The 19,931-nt window shown below is 43.2% G+C and carries 23 protein-coding genes and 1 pseudogene; 9 read left to right on the forward strand and 15 right to left on the reverse strand.

Going from position 1 to position 19,931, the window contains the following annotated elements:
* Positions 1-141: 141 nt before the first annotated feature.
* The 4 genes and pseudogenes from O9300_RS02095 to O9300_RS02110 all read right to left on the reverse strand — a co-directional run.
* Positions 142-600, reverse strand: a pseudogene (locus tag O9300_RS02095) (O-linked N-acetylglucosamine transferase family protein); the annotation flags it as partial.
* A 52-nt stretch (positions 601-652) separates the two neighbouring features.
* A complete protein-coding gene (locus O9300_RS02100; protein ID WP_287969757.1) occupies positions 653-2,416 on the reverse strand; it encodes an O-linked N-acetylglucosamine transferase family protein in 1,764 nt (587 codons plus the stop codon).
* A 3-nt stretch (positions 2,417-2,419) separates the two neighbouring features.
* Positions 2,420-3,115: a Uma2 family endonuclease gene (locus O9300_RS02105; protein WP_287969758.1), complete on the reverse strand. Its 696-nt coding sequence runs from the start codon at positions 3,113-3,115 to the stop codon at positions 2,420-2,422.
* A 238-nt stretch (positions 3,116-3,353) separates the two neighbouring features.
* On the reverse strand, positions 3,354-4,637 hold the full coding sequence (locus tag O9300_RS02110) for an aspartate aminotransferase family protein (RefSeq protein ID WP_287969760.1): 1,284 nt from the start codon (positions 4,635-4,637) through the stop codon (positions 3,354-3,356).
* Positions 4,638-5,180: 543 nt separating this feature from the next.
* On the opposite strand from O9300_RS02110, the gene O9300_RS02115 reads away from it, so the two are divergent.
* The gene (locus tag O9300_RS02115; RefSeq protein ID WP_125732212.1) at positions 5,181-6,239 is read left to right on the forward strand and encodes a potassium channel family protein; all 1,059 of its coding nucleotides are present in this window, start codon (positions 5,181-5,183) and stop codon (positions 6,237-6,239) included.
* A gap of 67 nt (positions 6,240-6,306) precedes the next feature.
* Here O9300_RS02115 and O9300_RS02120 read toward each other — a convergent pair whose 3' ends face one another.
* The 3 genes from O9300_RS02120 to O9300_RS02130 all read right to left on the reverse strand — a co-directional run bounded on the left by O9300_RS02120 (position 6,307) and on the right by O9300_RS02130 (position 7,767).
* Positions 6,307-6,543: a PIN domain-containing protein gene (locus tag O9300_RS02120; RefSeq protein WP_287969762.1), complete on the reverse strand. Its 237-nt coding sequence runs from the start codon at positions 6,541-6,543 to the stop codon at positions 6,307-6,309.
* Entirely contained in the window at positions 6,540-7,502 is a 963-nt protein-coding gene (locus O9300_RS02125; RefSeq protein WP_287969764.1) for a hypothetical protein, read from the reverse strand. The genes O9300_RS02120 and O9300_RS02125 overlap by 4 nt, the downstream gene beginning before the upstream one ends.
* A 124-nt stretch (positions 7,503-7,626) precedes the next feature.
* On the reverse strand, positions 7,627-7,767 hold the full coding sequence (locus O9300_RS02130; protein ID WP_287969765.1) for a hypothetical protein: 141 nt from the start codon (positions 7,765-7,767) through the stop codon (positions 7,627-7,629).
* 91 nt (positions 7,768-7,858) lie between these two features.
* Between O9300_RS02130 and O9300_RS02135 the strand changes: the two genes are divergently transcribed.
* Together O9300_RS02135 and O9300_RS02140 are read left to right on the forward strand one after the other, a co-directional pair.
* Positions 7,859-9,178 carry a type IV pilus twitching motility protein PilT gene (locus O9300_RS02135; RefSeq protein ID WP_287969767.1) on the forward strand — a complete coding sequence of 440 codons (1,320 nt, stop codon included), beginning with the start codon at positions 7,859-7,861 and terminating at the stop codon, positions 9,176-9,178.
* Between the two features lie 90 nt (positions 9,179-9,268).
* Complete coding sequence (locus O9300_RS02140) at positions 9,269-10,015, forward strand: circadian clock KaiB family protein (protein ID WP_287730627.1); 747 nt, start codon at positions 9,269-9,271, stop codon at positions 10,013-10,015.
* Here the strand turns inward: O9300_RS02140 and O9300_RS02145 are convergent.
* Positions 10,012-10,224, reverse strand: a complete 213-nt coding sequence (locus O9300_RS02145; protein ID WP_287969769.1) for a hypothetical protein — start codon at positions 10,222-10,224, stop codon at positions 10,012-10,014. The two genes, O9300_RS02140 and O9300_RS02145, sit on opposite strands and share 4 nt — an antisense overlap.
* A gap of 72 nt (positions 10,225-10,296) precedes the next feature.
* Between O9300_RS02145 and O9300_RS02150 the strand changes: the two genes are divergently transcribed.
* A complete protein-coding gene (locus tag O9300_RS02150) occupies positions 10,297-11,958 on the forward strand; it encodes a M14 family metallopeptidase (protein WP_287969770.1) in 1,662 nt (553 codons plus the stop codon).
* On the opposite strand, the gene O9300_RS02155 is transcribed toward O9300_RS02150, so the two are convergent.
* The 4 genes from O9300_RS02155 to O9300_RS02170 all read right to left on the reverse strand — a co-directional run bounded on the left by O9300_RS02155 (position 11,953) and on the right by O9300_RS02170 (position 14,942).
* Complete coding sequence (locus O9300_RS02155) at positions 11,953-12,420, reverse strand: pepsin/retropepsin-like aspartic protease family protein (RefSeq protein WP_002758964.1); 468 nt, start codon at positions 12,418-12,420, stop codon at positions 11,953-11,955. The two genes, O9300_RS02150 and O9300_RS02155, sit on opposite strands and share 6 nt — an antisense overlap.
* Before the next feature lie 22 nt (positions 12,421-12,442).
* Complete coding sequence (locus O9300_RS02160; protein WP_287969786.1) at positions 12,443-12,571, reverse strand: hypothetical protein; 129 nt, start codon at positions 12,569-12,571, stop codon at positions 12,443-12,445.
* A 136-nt stretch (positions 12,572-12,707) separates the two neighbouring features.
* On the reverse strand, positions 12,708-13,700 hold the full coding sequence (locus tag O9300_RS02165; protein WP_190722696.1) for a pentapeptide repeat-containing protein: 993 nt from the start codon (positions 13,698-13,700) through the stop codon (positions 12,708-12,710).
* A 33-nt stretch (positions 13,701-13,733) separates the two neighbouring features.
* On the reverse strand, positions 13,734-14,942 hold the full coding sequence (locus O9300_RS02170) for a hypothetical protein (protein WP_287969772.1): 1,209 nt from the start codon (positions 14,940-14,942) through the stop codon (positions 13,734-13,736).
* 478 nt (positions 14,943-15,420) lie between these two features.
* On the opposite strand from O9300_RS02170, the gene O9300_RS02175 reads away from it, so the two are divergent.
* Both O9300_RS02175 and O9300_RS02180 read left to right on the forward strand, forming a co-directional pair.
* On the forward strand, positions 15,421-16,218 hold the full coding sequence (locus O9300_RS02175) for a glutathione S-transferase (protein ID WP_002798699.1): 798 nt from the start codon (positions 15,421-15,423) through the stop codon (positions 16,216-16,218).
* Positions 16,219-16,224: 6 nt separating this feature from the next.
* Complete coding sequence (locus tag O9300_RS02180) at positions 16,225-16,347, forward strand: hypothetical protein (RefSeq protein WP_287969774.1); 123 nt, start codon at positions 16,225-16,227, stop codon at positions 16,345-16,347.
* Here O9300_RS02180 and nblR read toward each other — a convergent pair.
* The 3 genes from nblR to O9300_RS02195 all read right to left on the reverse strand — a co-directional run bounded on the left by nblR (position 16,344) and on the right by O9300_RS02195 (position 18,027).
* The gene (gene nblR / locus O9300_RS02185) at positions 16,344-17,033 is read right to left on the reverse strand and encodes a response regulator transcription factor NblR (protein WP_287969776.1); all 690 of its coding nucleotides are present in this window, start codon (positions 17,031-17,033) and stop codon (positions 16,344-16,346) included. The two genes, O9300_RS02180 and nblR, sit on opposite strands and share 4 nt — an antisense overlap.
* Before the next feature lie 41 nt (positions 17,034-17,074).
* The gene (locus tag O9300_RS02190) at positions 17,075-17,584 is read right to left on the reverse strand and encodes a hypothetical protein (protein WP_287969778.1); all 510 of its coding nucleotides are present in this window, start codon (positions 17,582-17,584) and stop codon (positions 17,075-17,077) included.
* Between the two features lie 200 nt (positions 17,585-17,784).
* Positions 17,785-18,027 carry a hypothetical protein gene (locus O9300_RS02195; RefSeq protein WP_287969779.1) on the reverse strand — a complete coding sequence of 81 codons (243 nt, stop codon included), beginning with the start codon at positions 18,025-18,027 and terminating at the stop codon, positions 17,785-17,787.
* Positions 18,028-18,297: 270 nt separating this feature from the next.
* Between O9300_RS02195 and O9300_RS02200 the strand changes: the two genes are divergently transcribed.
* The 3 genes from O9300_RS02200 to O9300_RS02210 all read left to right on the forward strand — a co-directional run.
* Positions 18,298-18,597: a hypothetical protein gene (locus O9300_RS02200; protein WP_287969780.1), complete on the forward strand. Its 300-nt coding sequence runs from the start codon at positions 18,298-18,300 to the stop codon at positions 18,595-18,597.
* Positions 18,540-19,466, forward strand: a complete 927-nt coding sequence (locus O9300_RS02205; RefSeq protein WP_287969782.1) for an RluA family pseudouridine synthase — start codon at positions 18,540-18,542, stop codon at positions 19,464-19,466. Before O9300_RS02200 ends, O9300_RS02205 begins: the two co-directional genes overlap by 58 nt.
* A 221-nt stretch (positions 19,467-19,687) precedes the next feature.
* Positions 19,688-19,931, forward strand: a 244-nt coding sequence (locus tag O9300_RS02210; protein WP_287969784.1) for a hypothetical protein, incomplete at its 3' end; no start/stop codon positions are given.

Consider the following 19,931-nt stretch of genomic DNA (forward strand, 5'->3'; position numbering starts at 1 on the left):
TGAAATGGGGCGAAAGTCTGTGGACTCTGTGTAAGACAGTACATGGTTTTTTAACTGTGGTATGCGACGGTGGTGGAAGCAGAAACTTAAATCGTGAGGTTTAGGAATCGCCGCACTTTTAGGGCGGCGAGGATGTCAATATCAACTTCCCTCCCAGATTTTTAAATAGGCATTTTCCATATTTTGAGCGAATTTTTTCCCTTGCCAGAGCGGGGCTGTGTCACGATTTCCTAACAGTTGATGGCTGATGTCTTGACGAAGGGAGCGATCGAGTCCTAATTTTACTCCCCAGTCGATATATTCTGCCTCATTCCAGCCAATTCCGGCTTCAATACCAGCATTAATCATAAAAGTATAACTATTGCGGGCGGAAAATTGTTCTCCTACCAATGTAACTAAAGGGATTCCTTGCCATAAAACTTCTAAGGTGGTGGTAGCACCATTGTAGGGATAGGTATCTAACACCACATCGGCAATCTGTAAATTAGCGCGATGGGTATATTCATCGATATCTCTCGGTAAAAACCGCAATCTTTGGGGATTAACTCCCTCCCGAATCGCTATTTCAGTAAATAATTCTTGAATTTTTTCAGTCTTACCGGGCTCTTCTCGACTTTGTGTGATAATTTTTGCTTATGGAATCGTGAAATGCTTACTGGGCAAGACTTTTAGGACTATTTTGCGGATATTCTATCAGTATAGACCTCGTTTCCACACAGAAACCAGAAGAGCCCTTACCGACTCCCTTAATCAGAAAATAACTATTAGGGACTTGTGCGAGAATTTTCATCTGAAGTTTAATGGTATCAGGATGGCGTTTCATGCCACTTTGTGCGGAAAAATAGATGGTAGCATCGGGGGGAATTTCTAAATCTTCTCGACGGAGATTGGGAGTGCCGATTTCAAAACCATCCACTGCTAAATATGTCTCTGGTAAACGATAGATTTTTTCTCGATAATATTCCTCCGCTTGCTGGGGTAAAACGTAGGGATCGGCGATATAGTAATCAATAGTTGCTAATCCAGAAGCATCCCAACCTAACCAAGTCACTTGTTTTGCTGCGGGTTTCAGGGCGATAATCTGATTGGTGAGATTATGGGTTAAACTATCTAAATCTACTAGAATATCTATCTGATCCTGTTGAATTTGTTGGGCAACTTCTAGGGGATTTTGAGCGTAGGGAAAATGACGGATAATATCTCGGCTATCCCGGAACCATTGACGGGTAATTTCATCTTCTTCTTGGTTAATAGTATAGATGGCTATTTGCAGTTTTTCTCGATCATGATGGTGAATTAACCAACGACTTAACCAACCGACAGAATGATGTTTTAAGGTACTGGCAAGATAACCAATAGTTAGTTTTTCTGAAGCTTTTTCGTTTGTAATTAAAGGAGTTTTAAAACTATTATTATCAAGGAAAATTTCGGCGACGCAATTAGTTAATTTTCGGTTGGCTAAGGCTCGATCGCCTAGGTAGGGTAGGGGACTAGAAACATTGAGAAAGCTAGTTTTAATAATCGTTTCTAAAGTGATATTTTTTTGACGGGTTAATTCCTGTAATAAATCATGATATTCTTGATAAATATGATCAATTTCTTGCCAAACTCCCCAGCGCAAAAGTATTAACAAAATCAGATAATTACTGTATAACTTTAGGGTTGGAGTTAGACAAATTTCTCGGAATTGATAGGCAGTTATCAAAGAATTATCAAAGTCTTCTGCTAAAATATAGAGGTTAACCAATTGTTCCAAAAGACTCAGATCATTTGGTCTTAATTGCAGACAAAGTTTAATAATTTCCACTCCAAAAGTGGGACTTTGTTGCTCGTTGGTGACTCGTGCTGCTATCTGAAAAGCTTGCGGGATAAAACTATCGGCTAATTCCTCTAGGTAGGGTAAACTTGCTTGAGCTAAATCTAAAGTTAATTCATGGGGATATAAAAGACTTTTGAGAACTACATTTAAAAGCAATTCTCGATCGGGATTAGATCTGAGATTGTCTTGAATAGGATAATTAAGTAGTTCTTCAGGATCAAATATTTCTAAATCTAAAGCTAAGTCGAATAAAGCTAATAAATTATTAATTGACTTGGGAACAATTTCCTGTAGATGATAGCGAAAATATTCTACAGCTGCCAGATCACCTTTTCTTTGTTGTCGTCGCGCTTCTGCGTCTAAAACCGCTTCTAATTCTGCTTGCCATTGCTTAACTTGTTCTGGATTGCCTTCCCTGAAAACATTTTGCCACATTACCTGCGCTTCTGCTGCTAAATTTTGCAGAAGATAGGCAACTCCCAAGTACCAATAGTCAGAAACATTTTCAGGATTGTTATCGATTAGTTCCTCGTAGATTGCCGCAACTTGAGGATAATTTTCGGCAATTAAAGCTTGATAAGCGTCAGGATGCCACATAAATCAGTTATTAGTTTTTTGAGATAATATTTTCAGAAAATCTTGATGTTCTTGACTGGCTAAACCTTGCTGTAAAACTGTCAAAACCTGTCCTAAGTTACCCGCTAATAAAGCATTAACATCTAACCAAAGACCGGGGAAAACCTGCGAGTAAATTATCCCTCGACTATCGGGTTCAAGTTTAATATATTCTCCAGCATTTAATCGGAACCAATCTAATTGACGTTCATAAACTCGCCAAACAAGATATTCTTGCACTTGATTACGACGATAAACTCGCCATTTATTGTGGAGATCATAGGAAGCACTAGAAGCGGCGATTTCTACGATTAATTCCGGCGCACCTTCGATATAATCATCGTCACTAATAGTTGATTGTCCAGCAATTTTCATTCTTAGTAAAGCATCTGGTTGTACTTCATTATCTGCATCCAGACGCACAGTAGTATTATCCGCAGACATTACCCCAATTGTGGCGGCTTTATAGACCCCTAACCAAGTTAAAATATCAGAATGAGGTTCTCCATGACTCTGCACTCGTACAGGAGAAGACATATAAACTATTCCTTCAATTAATTCGGCTTTTTTTATTTCAGAAAGGTTCTGATAACGGCGCTCAAATTCCTGGCGACTTAGTTGATCACCATTTTCTAAAGGAGGGGTTTTAGGGAGAGAATAAATAGGTTCAGAAGTGATCATTTTATTTGCCCCGAACAACAGTAGATTTATCCTCCTCTAGTCCAGTGAAAAGGTGACAGTTAGGGGGATAAAGCTCAAAAATAATTGACTGATAAGTAGGTAGGCACAATTATTTGTAGGATGGGTTAGCGGTAGCGTAACATGAGCGGGCGTTGGGTTTCATGCTTCAACCCAACCTACGTTCTGGAAACTGTCAACTTAAAACTTACATCTGATAACTGATAACTGATAACTGAAATTAAACCACTTTAGCGATAGCAACTTCTAGCTTATCCATAGCCTCATCTACTTCTGTTTCCGAGACAATTAAAGGAGGTACAAAACGGAGAACTTTCGGACCTGCGGGGGCAATTAATAAACCCTCGGCCAAGGCTGCATTAACAATAGTAGATGAAACCAACTCACTTTCTGAATTAATTTCCATACCATTAATTAAACCCCAACCGCGCACATCGACAAATAGATGGGGATATTGAGAAGCAATCATGCGTAAACGGCTGCGTAATTGTTCCCCTCGCTGCTGGACATTTTCGAGAAGATGATCCCGTTCAATGGTTTGTAATACTGTTAAAGCTGAGGCACAAGCGAAAGGATTACCTCCAAAGGTACTCGCATGACTACCCGGTTCAAACACATCACAGAATTTTCTGCACATCATCGCACCGATGGGAATACCACCCGCTAAACCCTTAGCAGAAGTGAAAATATCCGGTTCCACTCCTAAATTCTCATAACCCCAGAGTTTACCAGTTCTTCCGACTCCCACCTGTACTTCATCAAAGACAAGCAAAATGTTATTTTCGTCGCAAATTTGCCGTAAACGTTGGAAATATTCGATATCCCCTGGACGAACTCCCCCTTCACCCTGCAAGGGTTCCAACATAATCGCAGCCACACGACGATTACCCTCATCGAGATCAGCGATCGCATTTTCCACCGCTTCGATATCATTATAGGGAATATAGGCAAACCCCGGCATCAGGGGTTCAAAGTCTTTTTGATACTTCGGTTGACCGGTTGCGGTGATGGTAGCTAAAGTCCGACCGTGAAAACTAGCGTGAGCAGTTAAAATAACTGGCTGTTCGAGGAAATCTAGCACCGTATGGGCATATTTTCGTACTAATTTAATCGCTGCTTCGTTCGCTTCCGCACCAGAATTACAGAAAAAGACTTTATCAGCGCAGGAATGATCGACAATCCATTTAGCTAGTTCCCCTTGTTCGGGAATATAGTATAAATTCGAGACATGATGGAGTTTTTGGATTTGCTGGCTAACCACTTCAATTAAAGCGGGGTGTGCGTGACCGAGGGTACAGGTGGCAATTCCTGCGACAAAATCAAGGTATTGTTTGCCGGAAGTATCCCAGAGAAGACAGCCTAACCCTTTGGCGATCGCAATGGGAAAACGACCATAAGTATTCATCACATAGCTGTTAAAACTATCTCGATCGAAGGGTTGATTCGGGTTTAAATTGGGAGTGGGATCAACTAGGGTTGGTTCTAAAAGGGTTTCTGGACTCACTGGGGAACTCCTGCGCGATTAGACTTGACACTCTCGCCGTCAAGCTAGGCTGTGACGGGAGATTCTTGCTTCTACTCCTCTTAACTAGACACAATCCGAAGACTATGCCCCCGTCAGACCGAATCCACAAGCGTTTTAGTTTAACGTCTACCGACTGCCCGGCGGCGGACGGCTCTGAATTTTATTTGTGGGCAGAATTGACCTTAGCCGTTAAGCTTCTATGCTGCTTGACCCGTCACCATTACATTTTCAAGGGCGATATTTGTTCCGAGGTACAAAGGAGCGGGAGGTTTCCGTGATACCTTACGCGCTTTACCGCTTTCTGTATTCTAGCGAAATTCCTCGAAAGTGGAAACGCTACCGCGTTAGTTTCACTTTGGTCGCGAGAGGACTCCCGTTAAGCAAGGGCGGCTCTAACGGGAGATGAATCGCGACCTTGAGATAGGGGAAATTATAATCAAATCCGTCTGAGAAGGACGGGTTATTTAGATTAAAAACTGATTTTATTGTAATTTACTAGACAGTCTTAGGGGTGAATTTTGCTTGTCTATCAGTGAAGATAAATATCGTCGGCTGCGTCAGGAATTAATCGGGGGAATTTTTGCCCTGATTGTGGTATTTTTGCTGGGTACGCTTTGGTATCATCTGATCGAGGGTTGGAGTTGGCTAGATTCGGCCTATATGACGATTAGTACCCTCGCTACCGTCGGTTTTGGCGAAATTAATCCCCTAGGTGAACGGGGACGACTGTTTACAATGGTTTTGATCGTGATGGGAGTAATCACGATCGGTTATATTGTTAATCGCTTGACCGAAGCTTTAATTCAAGGCTATTTTCAAGAGGGACTCAAACAGAGACAGGAGAAACGCGTGATCGATCGACTATCGGAACACTATATCATCTGTGGTTTGGGTCGCACAGGTAGACAGGTGGCGATCGAATTTCACGCCGAAAATATTCCTTTTGTAGTAATTGATACGGACCCCCTACAGGTAAATCGGGCCAAAGAATTAAATTATATTGTTGTTCAAGGAGATGCCACCTTAGATAAATCTTTACAAATGGCAGGAATTGAACGCGCTATTTGTATTGTGGCCGCTTTAACTTCCGATGCGGAGAATTTATATACAGTTTTGTCTGCTAAAACTCTTAATCCGAAAATCCGCGCCATTGCTAGGGCCAGTACCGAAGAAGCAGTACAGAAATTACAACGGGCCGGGGCCGATGCGGTAGTATCTCCCTATATTACCGGCGGTAGAAGATTAGCGGCCGCAGCCCTACGACCCCAGGTGATGGATTTTGTTGATGGGATTTTAACCGGAACCGATCGATCGTTTTATATGGAAGAATTTCTAATCGATCCGAGGACTTGTCCCTGTGTCGGTTTAAGTCTTAGTCAAGCACATTTAAGATCTCGATCGGGGGCGTTAGTTTTGGCTATACGTCGCGCTGATGGTACGCTAATTGGGGGACCGACTGGCGATACGGAATTAATGGCCGGGGATCTGTTAATTTGTATGGGAACGGCCGAACAATTACGCAGTTTAACTCAGATTTTAATCCCTATGCGCTCGGATGGTTTACGTTTACCGAAGCATTAGTTAGGGTTTGCGCCAAAAAGTTTGTAGGATGGGTTAGTGGTAGGGTAACATGAGCGGGTGTTGGGTTTCATGCTTCAACCCAACCTACGTTCTCTAGAAGACTTATAACCAACTTTCTTGAGCTTTCTCTTCCATTTTCTCTAGAGAAAATATAATAAATATTGGTAACAGCATGACCAGAAATATATCCTTGAGTTTTACCTGTCTTAACTGTATTTAATGCTTGTACAGATGCGGGAAAATGTGGTTCACGCTTACCCAAAACATCTAGCAATACATCACTATCGAATAGGACTCGTTTCACCGATACTTCTCCACTAAATAATCAATATACGATTCTTTTGGGTCTTCTGATCCTAAATCAACAACCCCCACTAAGTCTCTTGTCCAAGGATCAAGATCGCTTAAATCATCTGTTAGGGAATGAGAAGTAGTTTCTGAGGATACATTCTGACGAAAAACACGCCCATATTCTAATGCTTTCTCAAAATCTTCCTGATCAGAAATTGATCCAGAAAGATTATCTAACCAGTTTTCAGACGAAGATTTTTCAGTTTCCAAATCGACCAAACCTGTTAAATTTTGTGTAGAGGCATCAATATCATTGAAATTATCTGCTAGGGAATGATAAGTAGTTTCTGAGGATACATTCTTAGGATTAAATCGCTCTTGAATTCTGAAAATTATTAAACTATAATAGGCTCTCAGTTGGGTGACTAAAGATTTGTCAGTATCTTGGAAATATTCGGTTATAGTACGATGAGAAATCGATAGAGTATTTTTAGCTCCCTGGTAAATTTGCTCTAATTCTGAATCGGCAAACATATCAATAAACACATCTATCGTTTCCGAGAGAATGCGTGAACCTTCCACCACTCTGATTAAATCGGCTTTTTCTTCACCAGTCTTTCCCTCATTGATCTGAGCAAGGCCGATAAATAATTGATTATAGGCAGTAATTTGATTAGTAAATTGGTCTATATATTGGATTAATTCCAGTGTCGAAACCTCATTCTTATACTGTTTCCATACCTGAAACCATAGTTGATTAATTTGACAAAATATATCGGCTCTTGCTTGATAAGTTTTAGAGTTATCCTTAACTTGCTCAAATAAAATTTGAGTTTCTTGTAGTAAATTATCCAGGATGATTCGATCAGAATCGGTGACAATTTGAGCAAGTTTATCTGTAATCTCTTGCAGATTTTCTAACAAAAATTGTCCTAAATTTTCCCGTTCGACTGAACTTGGCAGACTATTCATCGTATTTACCTCTCCTAAGACTGACAAGCAAACAGAATTGAGTAGTCAAAATCATCAGCCCTAAACCTCGATTGTAACAATTTTGGGGTCTAAATCCTGTTTAAAAGGTATAGGAGAGGGGGAATTATAAATTATGAAGTGGGGAAGTGGGGAAGTGGGGAAGTGGGAAGAATAAATAAAAATAATCTCCTGTCTCCTGTCTCCTGTCTCCTGTCTCCTGTCTCCTGTCTCTTGACTCGGAGACTACTGGCTCCTTACTCCTCAATCTAGCGTCTGTGAGGAATTGAGAAATTGGGGATGATTTGATAGGATGTTAGTACAATCGGGGAATAGTAAAAGAAAAACCCCTATTTCTCATGAGTCAAAATCCCAATTCTTCCTCGCGACCACTGCAGCCGCTGCCGGTTCCCTCCATGCCGATACCTCCCTCAGAGTTAATCAAGGGAATCAGCACGGGGACAACTCAAGAAATGAGCCAACAGGTGGCGACACCGACCAAAAACGTGCCGAATATGCCGCAAAATGGTCAAATTCCCGCCCCACATCCTCCCCAAAATCGCGCTCCCAGTCAGGCTGCTTCTCCCCAAACCCCACCCCGGCCGGGTCGCGCTCCCAATCAACCCACCTTAGAACATTTGATCCGGATGGCCTTTGATCGGGGTTATTCGGACGTTCACCTAGGAGTTGGAGAACAACCCCGGATGCGGGATCGTGGTGAAATGATTATTCTCAACTATCCTGAAATTGACATCAACACTTTTTATAGTTGGTTACGGGAAATCCTCGGTGAAGAAGAAATCCTTCGCTTTAAAAAAGACCTAGAATTTGATGGTGCAACTCAGTACGAATTCGCTAGGGTGCGGATTAATATCTTTGAAAGTCTGCGCGGTCCGGGGATGGTTTTGCGTCTAATTCCCCTGAAAATCCTCACTGTGGAACAATTGGGCTTACCGGCTGTGTTCCGGAATGTGTGCGATGTGCATAAGGGATTGATTTTAATCACCGGTCCGACGGGTTCAGGGAAATCCACCACCCTAGCAGCCATGATCGATTACATAAATAGAGAACACCCCAAACATATTATCACCATCGAAGACCCGATCGAATTTGTCCATCAAAGTCGTCGCAGTTTGATCAAACAAAGGGAAGTGGGAATGCACACCCATGAGTTCGATAATGCCCTAAAAGCCTCTTTGCGGGAAGACCCAGATATTATTCTGGTGGGGGAGATGCGGGACAAATCCACCGTTAATACTGCCCTGAAAGCTGCCCAAACTGGTCACTTAGTCATGGGAACCCTGCACACCAACAGCGCCGTTAAAACCCTGGAGCGGATTTTAACTCTTTATACCGCCGAGGAACGGGAATCGATGCGGGTGGCGATCGCAGAATCCTTGGTTTGTATTATTTCCCAGGGTTTATGTCGCACCACCGATAGTAAACGGGCTGCTTTTCACGATATTCTCGTCAACACAGAAACCGTCAAAGATTACATTCGCAGCGGCAAAAATGACGAAATTATCGAATTAATGAGAGATGGCGAATATGATGGCATGATTACCACTAATCAATCTCTGTTTAACCTCTATCAAGAGGGACGGATTAACGATGAGGTCGCCCTGGAAATGTCCCCGGTTCCCAATGAAATGGCGATGATGCTGCGGGGTAGAATCTAGAAAAACCCTGAAGGATTTCCTTGCGGGGTCAAGAGTTTAGTAGTCTAGAAAAATAGAAGCTCCTATTGATTCCCTAGGGGAACCCCTCAAGTGACCACTTCCGCGATTGTGTTGCCCGATATTTTTAAAGGCATCGCCCTGTTTACCCCCGGGGGCGACCTGATTTACTGTATCGATCCTGATAAACAAACTCATTGGCATCTGAATCTCTGCGCTGCTCTCCAGTCCGCTTTAGGGTTGCCAGAACCCCCCCATTTTTTAGTTCCGAGTTTTACCGCTACCATCGATCGCTGGCGAGATTCCTACAGTCACCGTATTCATACTAGAGCCGAAGTCTATCCCCTTGTCCGTCGCTATCAGCCTTTATTAAATGCTATTTTCGCCACGGACGAGCGAGCTTGGTTTACTGTACCTTGGCAGGAACAATCCTCTAATCCCACTATCTTAGAAACCTATCGTCAGCAGTTTCCCCAACTTTGGCAATCCCACGATCTGATTCTCCGTTATCAGGAGCGCCCCGCAACGACTTCGGGGATTAGTGCTGACTCTGACTATACTAACCCTAGTCCCAAGGGTTATGTTTTGCGGTTATTTGTCTCCGGCAATAATGCCAATACTAAACACACCCTAGAATCGATCCATCAGCTTCTAGAGCGAGAATTACACCATCCCTATACCCTGAAAGTGATCGATATCTCTAAGCATCCAGAACAAGCAGAATCTAATCATGTCTCTGCTATTCCCACTTTAGTCCGGGTTTGGCCGCAACCGGTGAAACGCATCATCGGCGAATTTGAGGATTTACCGCGAGTATTACAGATTATCGCCACCGCTTAGGGTTCAAAGACTTCTGACTCGATTCCTCGCCACCATTCGCCCAATTTCATTAAGTCTTGCTGAATATCATCCAATTCTTGGATATATTCCTGTTGGGAAAGACTGGCACGACGTTCTTGCAGTTTTTTGAGACGCAATTGCACCAACAGCCAAGGCTTAGAAATACCGTTAGTTTCTTCGATATAGCGAGCGATATCTTGACTATCCATAGTTTTTTACTGTTATTATCCTATATTTTCTTAAATTAACCCGAGACTCCTTTTTTTTAGTTGCAGAAGATTATGTTTGATTTTAGCCACTATTACCCCTACGAAGAATTAGTTTCTTTCCTGAAAAACCTAGCCTCATCCTATCCTAATTTAATTAGCCTCACCTCGATCGGTAAAAGCTACGAAAATCGAGATATCTGGTTAACTACCCTCACAAATCAAGCCACAGGACCCTATTTAGAAAAACCTGCCTATTGGATTGATGCTAACACCCATGCGGGGGAAGTAACAGGCTCTGCCGTCGCTCTCTACACTATCTCTCATCTTTTGCGCCAATACGGTCATAATTCCCCAATTACCAGACTTCTTGACCATTACACTGTCTATATTTTGCCGCGATTAGCCGTGGATGGAGCAGAAAAATATCTCACCACTCCCTATATGTTACGATCGAGTATTCGCCCCTATCCCCACACGGATGAGAAACCGGGGCTATATCCTGAAGATATTAACGGCGATGGTTTAATCTTACAAATGCGCCAAAAAGATACCTGTGGCGCTTGGAAAATTTCTGAACAAGATCCTCGCATTATGGTGCGTCGCGAACCGGAGGAATTTGAAGGAACTTTTTACACTTTGCTCACCGAAGGTTTAATCCGCGATTACGATGGCTATAATTTTACCACTGCCCCCACCCTAGAGGGCCTGGATTTTAACCGCAATTATCCCGTTTATTGGGTTCCTGAAGGGGAACAACAAGGGGCCGGAGACTTTCCTTTTTCGGAGCCAGAAACCCGTGCGGAAGCGGAATTTTGGGCAAATAACACTAATATTAATGGCTTCGTTACCTATCATACCTATTCAGCAGTCATGTTGCGTCCCTATAGCACCCATCCCGATGAATATTTCCCCGTGGAAGACTTAGAAATGTATAAATATATTGCTGACAAGGGAAAAGCAATGACTGGTTATGAATGCGTTTCTGTCTATCACGATTTTCGTTATCATCCCAAAGAAGTGACTAACGGTGCCATGGATGATTACGGTTACGATCATTTTGGTTGGTATGGTTTTACGGTGGAGTTATGGGATGCACCCACCCAAGCGGGAGTGAAAAAAGATGATTATATTCAATGGTTTCGCTGGCATCCTTTTGAAGATGAATTGAAATTACAGCATTGGAATGATGAGAATTTAGCGGGAAAGGGTTTTATTAATTGGCAAAGTTTTGATCACCCCCAATTGGGAGAGGTGGAAATTGGCGGTTGGGACTTTAAAAATGTCTGGCAAAATGCCCCAGAAAAGTATTTACCGGATTTATGTGAGAAACAATGTCAGTTTACTATTGCCCATGCTTTAATGTCACCTCTTTTAGCTATCTCTCGTCTTGATCTTAAGTCGGAGGGAAATGGTATTTATCATCTGGTTTTACAGTTGGAAAATCAGGGATTTTTACCCACTTATACCAGTAAAAAGGCCCTGGAAAGAAAGATCGTTCGTCCCATTCAAGTCAAGTTAAATTTAGCCGATGAGGTGAGTTTAATAGTGGGAAAATTAGAGCAGGAAATCGGTCACTTAGAAGGGCGATCAAATAAAGTATATAGTAGCCTCGCTCATGGTTTAGATTATCGCTGTACGGTGGAATGGGTGATTAAAGGAGTTTCTGGTCAAGAAATCGAGATTATCGCTATAGCTGAAAGAGCCGGAACAGTCAGACAAAAAGTGATTTTATAGAGCTATTTTGTTCGATAAAATTGTTAAATAAGTCTCGTTAGATTCCGTGGGTAAAACTCGTAGTTTTTGGCTGCGAAGATCTGGTTCTAATCCCAAAGCTTCTAAAGGAATTACTCCTAATAAGTTGTTTTGACCTCCAGGTAATTCCAAACATTCAAAAGTCCCTTCCCGTCCCGCAATAATCAAGGTGGCATCGCGAAAAATTCTCGCTTTTCCTATGCCTTTAGCCGTAGCCACATCTACTTCTTTTAAAAGCTGTAAACCCAAGCTGGAGATTACTTCCGGCACCAGACAAAGAGTAGTTGCTCCCGTATCCACCAAGACATTTTCTAGGGTAAGAGAGCGAATTTGTTCCGGTGCGATCATACCATCCTCTGCACGAATTTGATCCGCTCGATTGATAACTGTAATGCTGGTGTAGATTTTGCCCATATCTTCTGCAATAATTGCTGGATTAACCATAACACTACCCTCAATTCTACCCCTAAATTATACCAGAATAACTGCTAACAACAATGTCTAAGTAGGGCTTGCGGCAAAAAGTTTTTCGTGGGGACAGGGTGTGGGGTGTGGGGTGTGGGGTGTAGGGTTTTACCGATTTTGAGGGGGTCAATTACCTAATTTTCAGGGAAAAAGTCCAGGGATTTTACCCCCGATCACTCCAATGGTAGGCACTTTTTGAGGGAAAAAAAGTCTAAAAGTCTTACCCAACAAGGTTGTTAGATTTATTCAGCCAACCCTAAGTAATTTTAATTATTAATCCGGCCATCGGGCATAATTGCACCGCGGAAGTTAACTCCCATCAGATTAGCACTCATTAACTCGGCACGAGTTAGATTAGCATTAGTTAAATCGGCACCGGTGAGATTTGCTCTAGCAAAGAAAGCATCGATTAAGTCAGCTTCGCTGAAATTAACTCCTGAAAGATTAGCCCTTCTTAAGTCAGCATGATTCATTCTTGCTGCTTGAAAATTAGCTTGACTAAGATTAGCTCGATCGAATTTTATTTGAGTCATAATTGCACTATGGAAATTTGCCTGCATTGCTTCCGTATCGGTCATTTTTGACCGCACTAAATTGGCTCCCGCTAGATTTGCCCCCACTAAATGCGCCCCGATTAAATTAGCATCAGTAAGTAAAGCATCTTGGAGATTAGCATTAGTTAAATCAGCTTTTCTGAGGTCAACATTGCACAAATTAGCCTCCTTTAAATTGGCTCCTACTAGATTTGCTCGCACCAGATCAACCCCTTTCATATTAGCTCCTTGCAGGTCGGCGCGGGAGAAATTAGCCCCTTGTAAATTAGTGTTATGATTTTTCTTTTCCTGACGCATATTTGTTCCCCGCAAACAAGCACCAGTGAGGTTAGCACCACTTAAATTAGCCCCCCGTAAATCCGCCCCGATTAAGTTAGCATCAAGTAACGTCGCTAGGGTTATATCGGTATCACGAAGATTAGCCCCTTGTAGCATCGCTCCGTGTAAATTGGCACTGCGTAAATCTGCCCCATTTAAGTCAGCTTGGTTGAGACTAGCACCGCTTAAATTAGCTGTCACAAGATTAGCTTGAGCGAGATTAGCCCGGTTAAGATAGGTAAAGAGAAGATTGGCTCCGTGCAGATCTGCTTCATTTAAAACAATGCCAATTAAGTCAGCACCAACTAAATTAACTCCGGGTAATTTTAAGCCACTAAATTGAGTTTCTCCTGCGGCATAACGGGCAATTAATTCGTTGGGTTTCATAGGGAGAATATCCAGATAAATTTGGGTAAAAAATTAAAGAATTTTTTGTAAAGTTTGCACCAGAATACTGGCGGTTTGAACGTTAGCATCCGTATCCATTTGGGTTTGAGCAATATTGTATAGTTGAATTTCGATATCCTTGAGAGATTTCCCACTTTGGATGAGTTGTTGTAGTAAATCTTCTAGGGTATAACTTCGCAGAGTTGACCAATCTTGACCGCTCCGATCCCAAGGATGAAATAGGAGCGAGAAAATCAATATTTTGGCTCGTAAAGGATTAGCATACTGGAAAATTCCTAAACGAATTTCAAAGGGGTCGTAGGCGGGAATTTGTGGGGAATTACTGGGGTTGTTATTTGAGGAAGCCGGCTCGGCAAAGGGCAATTCCATGACTAATTGCGGTTCATTTAGATTGATGCTCGAAGAGGAAAAATCCACAGGTTCACTTCTAGAGGGGGAGAAAGATGTGGTTTTAGCCGCAGAATCAGAATCATTCTTTAGATGAAATATTTCAGTGTTCAAGATTTGACTTTTTGACTCATTGTCCTCTTCTTCGTCATCGTTATCAGTATCGTAGAGAGGCTCTAGTTGGGCAAGAATAATATCGGCTAGGGCTAGGTAGAGAGCTTTTTTATTAATATTTTCGGCAATTTGCTTGAGAGTTGGTCGCAAGCTTAGGAAATTGGGATTGTTTCGCTGAAGTTCTAAAACAATATTTTTTAAGCCATAATTATTAATCACCGCTTGATCGTTTTCCCAACGATTTTTACAAGCGGCAAACATTAATTTTTGAATTCTCGCTGTCTCTCGATGATTTTCTATTCCACTAACCACCTGTCTTAATAAATTATCTTCCTCGTTGTTGACATCATTATTAACGGTGGTGAAGCTAGGGTTAACTTCTGGCTCTACCAGTAATAATTGATTGTCGTAGGCGGCAGCAATATTACTATATAATTGACTGATTTGCTCGATAATAACCGTGGCTACTCCCAGATAAACTTTAGGACGATTGAGGGTTTTAACTAATTTATAAACAGAAAAAGTTAATTGTTCTTTATTGGTTTTGAGTTGCACTAACTCCTTCACCAAGTCTTCCATAGCCACACTGTTCAAAATATTAGGCTCGTTTTCCCAATATTTTTTACAGATACAAAAGATTAATTTTTTGATCCGTAATTTTTCTTCGTGGCTGTCGAGATAGCGAACTACATCATTAAAAACGTCGATGGATAATTGCATAGTAACCTCTGATCCGAGAAAGGAGCCAGCCCTCGCACGCCTCTGCTATAGCGGTATCGAAAAAATCGGGTCTAAAACCTCGCCTTAAGGCGAAAAGTTTTGGGAGCGGGGCATAAATCCCCGTTACAAAAACGGCCTCCTGCCCCCTGCCGACCGCCGACCGCCTCCGTTATGCTATTGGTCTCTCGCGAGTCAGCTTGCCAGAATATATAAGTTATTCCTCGCTTTTAGTGCCTGAAAATATCCTAACCTAAAAGCGTGGCACTATTGAGTTGGGGTTGCCGGATCTGGTCTATCTTCCCTAAGAGTACCCAGCCTAATTCCTCAAATTAGCAAACGATGATTTTTTCGCCTGGCTGGTTTTTAGTACAAATGTTCGGACAAAATCGGAGTAAAGTCTTTAAGTTTAGACGACCGATGCCCGATAGGGTTAGAGTAATCAGGGAGAAACTGATTTATCGAGAGGCCATATCATCCCATGCTAGAACTCTACCAATTTGAATTATCTGCCTATTGTGAGAAAGTCCGTCTCATCCTCGACTATAAAGGACTTGCCTATAAAAAAAGGGACGTGGTGCCGGGGGTGGGACAATTGGAATTATTCCGTCTTTCCGGACAGCGACAGGTTCCCGTCCTCAAGGATGGCGATACTTATATTGCTGACTCGACGGAGATTGCTTTTTATCTCGATCGCAAGTATCCTGAAAAACCAATTATCCCCACAGATCCCCTACAACGGGGTCAATGTTTATTAATCGAAGAATGGGCTGATGAATCCCTGGGATTAAAAGGAAGAACCGCTTTTCTCGGCGCTTTTGCCCAAAATCAAAACTTTCGTACCGCTTTTTTACCCCAGGAAACTCCCGGTTTTATGCGCTTGTTGCTGGGTTCTATGCCAGGGGAATTAATTGATATTTTGGGGGCAGGTGTAGGTCTGGGAAAAGATGCTATCAATACAGCGAAAAAGGGGCTACAACAGGATTTAGAGGCTTTGAACCTTATTTTAACCAATCGTCCCTATTTAGTCGGGGATCAGCCCACTTTAGCCGATTTAGCCGTGGCGGGATTGAGTGTACTGCTTCAGTTTCCCCAGGGTTCCTATCTCAACTTACCCAGGGAATTGCAAGGCAAGGGGATTCCGGGGTTAGCCGATAATAGCGCCTACGAGGGCTTTTTTGCTTGGCGCGACCGTCTTTATAGTCAATACCGTCAAACTATCACCCCGGGAAGTTCCACCCCTCCTATCGATTCCCCCAACTCCATCCAGATTGAATAGCAGCGCTTGACTAGGGTGGTGGGGTGTGGGGTGTGGGGTGTGGGGTGTGGGGTGTGGGGTGTGGGGAGAATAAATAAAAATAATCTCCTGACTCCTGAATACTGTCTCCTGACTCCTAACTCCTGTTAAGATTCCCGTAAAACGTAGCCCACACTACGCACGGTATGAATGAGGCGTTTTTGACCACCAGCCTCCATCTTCAGGCGTAAATAGCGAATATACACCTCAATAACGTTTGATTCTCCTCGAAATTCGTCTCCCCAGACATTTTCGAGAATTTGCTCCCTCGATAATACTTCCTTGGGGTGAATCATGAGGTAGCGCAGCAGTTCAAATTCCTTCATCGTCAACTCAATATTTTTGTTTTTATAGGAGAGACGACGACTGGCTAAATCTAATACTAAGTCACCGAAACGCAATTGTTCGGGGGTAATTTCCAGAGGTTGCAGGTAAAAACGGATTAATTTGAGAAAAGATTGCGAATTATAGGGTTTGAGAAAATAATCGTCGGCTCCCGCTTCCAAACAGGCGAGACGTTCTTCTAGGGTTTCTTGAGATACTAACAAAATAATATAAACGCGACTTCCCTGGGAACGTAAACGACGACAAAAATTCACACCGGCCTCCGCTGCGAGGAAGCGATCGAGTATAATCATCGCTGGCTGCCAACTTTTCACTTCTGGGAAAGCGATATCAATGCTAGGCACGCTCAGGGGACGATAACCTGCTTCTTTCAAGTCCGCACTAGCTAGTTTAGCGATATTCTCCTCAATTCCCACCAAGAGAATTGAAGAACTCGGAACGGATGTACTCATAAATCAGCAGCGGTAAAGAAATAGGAAAGACAGGGAGGGGACTACCTAATTATAGTTAATTGATTCTTGCCTAACCGATTTAATAAAAAAGTTAACGCTGTGGTGCGTTGGACAAAATTACCATTGATAGACCAACCGGTCACTCGATCGGGGGACGACCAGAGGCTAAGATGATCTACAGGTGGATCTGCATAAAAATTTTCTTGACCGCTACCCCATAAACAGGAACTCCAATGGGTAAAATAATCGTGACTAAGGCGATAAATGGGAAAATTACCGATTAATGGCACTCCCCACCCGTCCAGAGCTATTAAAGCGGCAATTTTTGCCCCTTGAGCTTGCCAATAATGAGCTAAAGCGATCGCATTTACCACCCCCGCACTAAACCCAATCAAGGTTAGAGCTTCTCCCGGTGAAAAAGCTTCATTTAAGCAAGAAAAAGGCGAAATAATAATATAGGAAGGTAATTTGACCGATTTGCTCCCCAGATGTCCTAAAAAATCCTCGGTCAATCTAGAATCATGAAAACCCGTACAAATTACCAAAGACATACAATTAATTGACACTCCCCAAAGCACTCATGGGAGGGATTCTCGAAGCTCATCACTGCGCCTTCTGGTTTCCCCTACTCACGTCTTACACGATTATGTCCCATCCGAACCTACTAGAATATCACTTCTTATCTAGTTGTCCACTTGTGGATAGCTCTGCAAGCGTTTTGGTCTTTCAACCAAGATTCGGGTATCAGTAGTCAGGAGACAGGAGACAGGAGACTCCGAGACAGGAGACAGTAGATTATTTTATTTATTCTTCCCACTTCCCTACACCCCACACCCCACACCCCACACCCCACTCCCCACACCCCACTCCCCACTCCCCACTCCCCACTCCCCACTCCCCACTCCCCACACCCCACACCCCACTTCCCCACTTCCCCACTTCCCCACTTCCCCACTTCCCCACTTCCCCACTTCCCCACTTCCCACTCTGCCATAACTACTCCTACATACTTTGTGCTTTTTGTCAAAAAAACTTTTTCTTGGCAATAAAACTACACAAAAAAAAGATCATCGTTGTGGGTGAAATTGACTGATTTACCTGTCTTAATTGGGATTACCTTGTAGGTGTGGCAAGGGTTTCAACCATTGCTGTCCAAAAAAGCCAATAACAGCCCATTATGAAATTCAGTAAAATCGCTGTAACCATCATAACATCGTTGTTAAATAAAAATCTTTCTCAATTAATTCTTAAGAATTTGTAAATATTGCGGAATGTTAATTTAAATATTCTCAAGCTTTTGGAGTCAATAAATAATTTTTGCTTATCTTTGTCGAACATTGGGTTAGGAGATAGGAGTCAGAAGTCAGGAGTCAGGAGTCAGGAGATTATTTTTATTTATTCTTCCTACACCCCACACCCCACACCCCACACCCTACACCCCACACCCCACACCCCACACCCCACACCCCACACCCCACACCCCACACCCCACACCCCACTTCCCCAATGGCCAATCAAGGTTGGATTTATCGAGATAAAATTAGCAAAAATCAGGCAGGATTAAGCTTATTAGCCTACTATACGGGCAAATATTGCCATTCTAGCCCAGAAGAATGGCTCGATCGCATTTTATCGGCAGCAATTCTAGTCAACGGTCGTCCCGCTTGCCCCGATACAGTCTTGGAAATCGGGCAGCAATTGACCTATCAGCGCCCGCCGTGGACAGAACCGGATGTACCGCTCTTTTTTGAGGTACTCTACGAGGATGCCGAGGTGTTAGTGGTGGCGAAACCTTCGGGATTACCCGTGTTAGCGGGGGGTGGATTTCTCGAACATACTCTCATCCATCTGGTACATCAGCATTATGCCGAGGTCACTCCCTATCCAATTCATCGTCTTGGTCGCGGCACTTCCGGCATAGTCTTAATGGCGAAATCAAAGCCCGCTAGAGCTAAATTGAGTCAACAGATGCGGGAGGGGAAAATTACTAAAATATATCGAGCTTTAGTTGGTCAGGGCGACATACCAGATAATTTTACTATTAATCAAGCGATCGGGAAAATCGCCCATCCCATTTTAGGCCATGTTTACGGTGCGCTCACAGATGGGTTATCGGCCCGCAGTGATGGTCGAGTCTTAAAAAAACATCCCGATAGTACCCTATTAGAAGTAAGAATTTTTACGGGCAGACCCCATCAAATTCGCATTCATCTGGCCTTTTTTGGCTATCCTTTAATCGGTGATCCATTGTATGGTCTGGGGGGATTACCGCGACCGGATGCAGTACCGGGAGATTGTGGTTATTATCTCCATGCCAATCAAATCCTTTTTAATCATCCCAGTACAGGGGAAAGAATCTCTATTTGTTGTCAGGCCCCGCCGGAATTAGTGGATAGACTTCTTGCAGAAGTCAGGCAACAGAAAGAAGAATAGATGCTTTCAGCATCAGGATTGATTACTTTTTGACTTTTGCAAGAGGTTTAATAGCGCAAATCTCCAAATCTAGCAATATTTAGGGTTGGCTGAATAAATCTAAAAACCTTGTGGGATAATATCTTTAGGCTTTTTTGACCTCAAAAAGTGCCAGCCGAGAGTGATCGGGGCGAAAATTGAGGGACTTTTTCCCTGAAAATTAGGTAATTGACCGTCTGAAAATGGGTAAAACCCTACACCCCACACCCTACACCCCACACCCCACACCCCACACCCCACACCCTACACCCTGCCCCCCCCACCCCACCCCCAACCCCCCCCCCCCAAACCCCCACACCCAACCCCCCACACCCCACACCCCACACCCACCAACCCCCCCCCAAAAACCCCCCCCCCCCCCCACCCCCCCCAACACCCCAACCCCACAACCCCCACCCAACCCCCCCAACCCCCCCACCCACACCC

This window comes from Microcystis sp. LE19-195.1E, from assembly GCF_027532095.1.
In the GTDB taxonomy this organism is placed as follows: domain Bacteria; phylum Cyanobacteriota; class Cyanobacteriia; order Cyanobacteriales; family Microcystaceae; genus Microcystis; species Microcystis aeruginosa.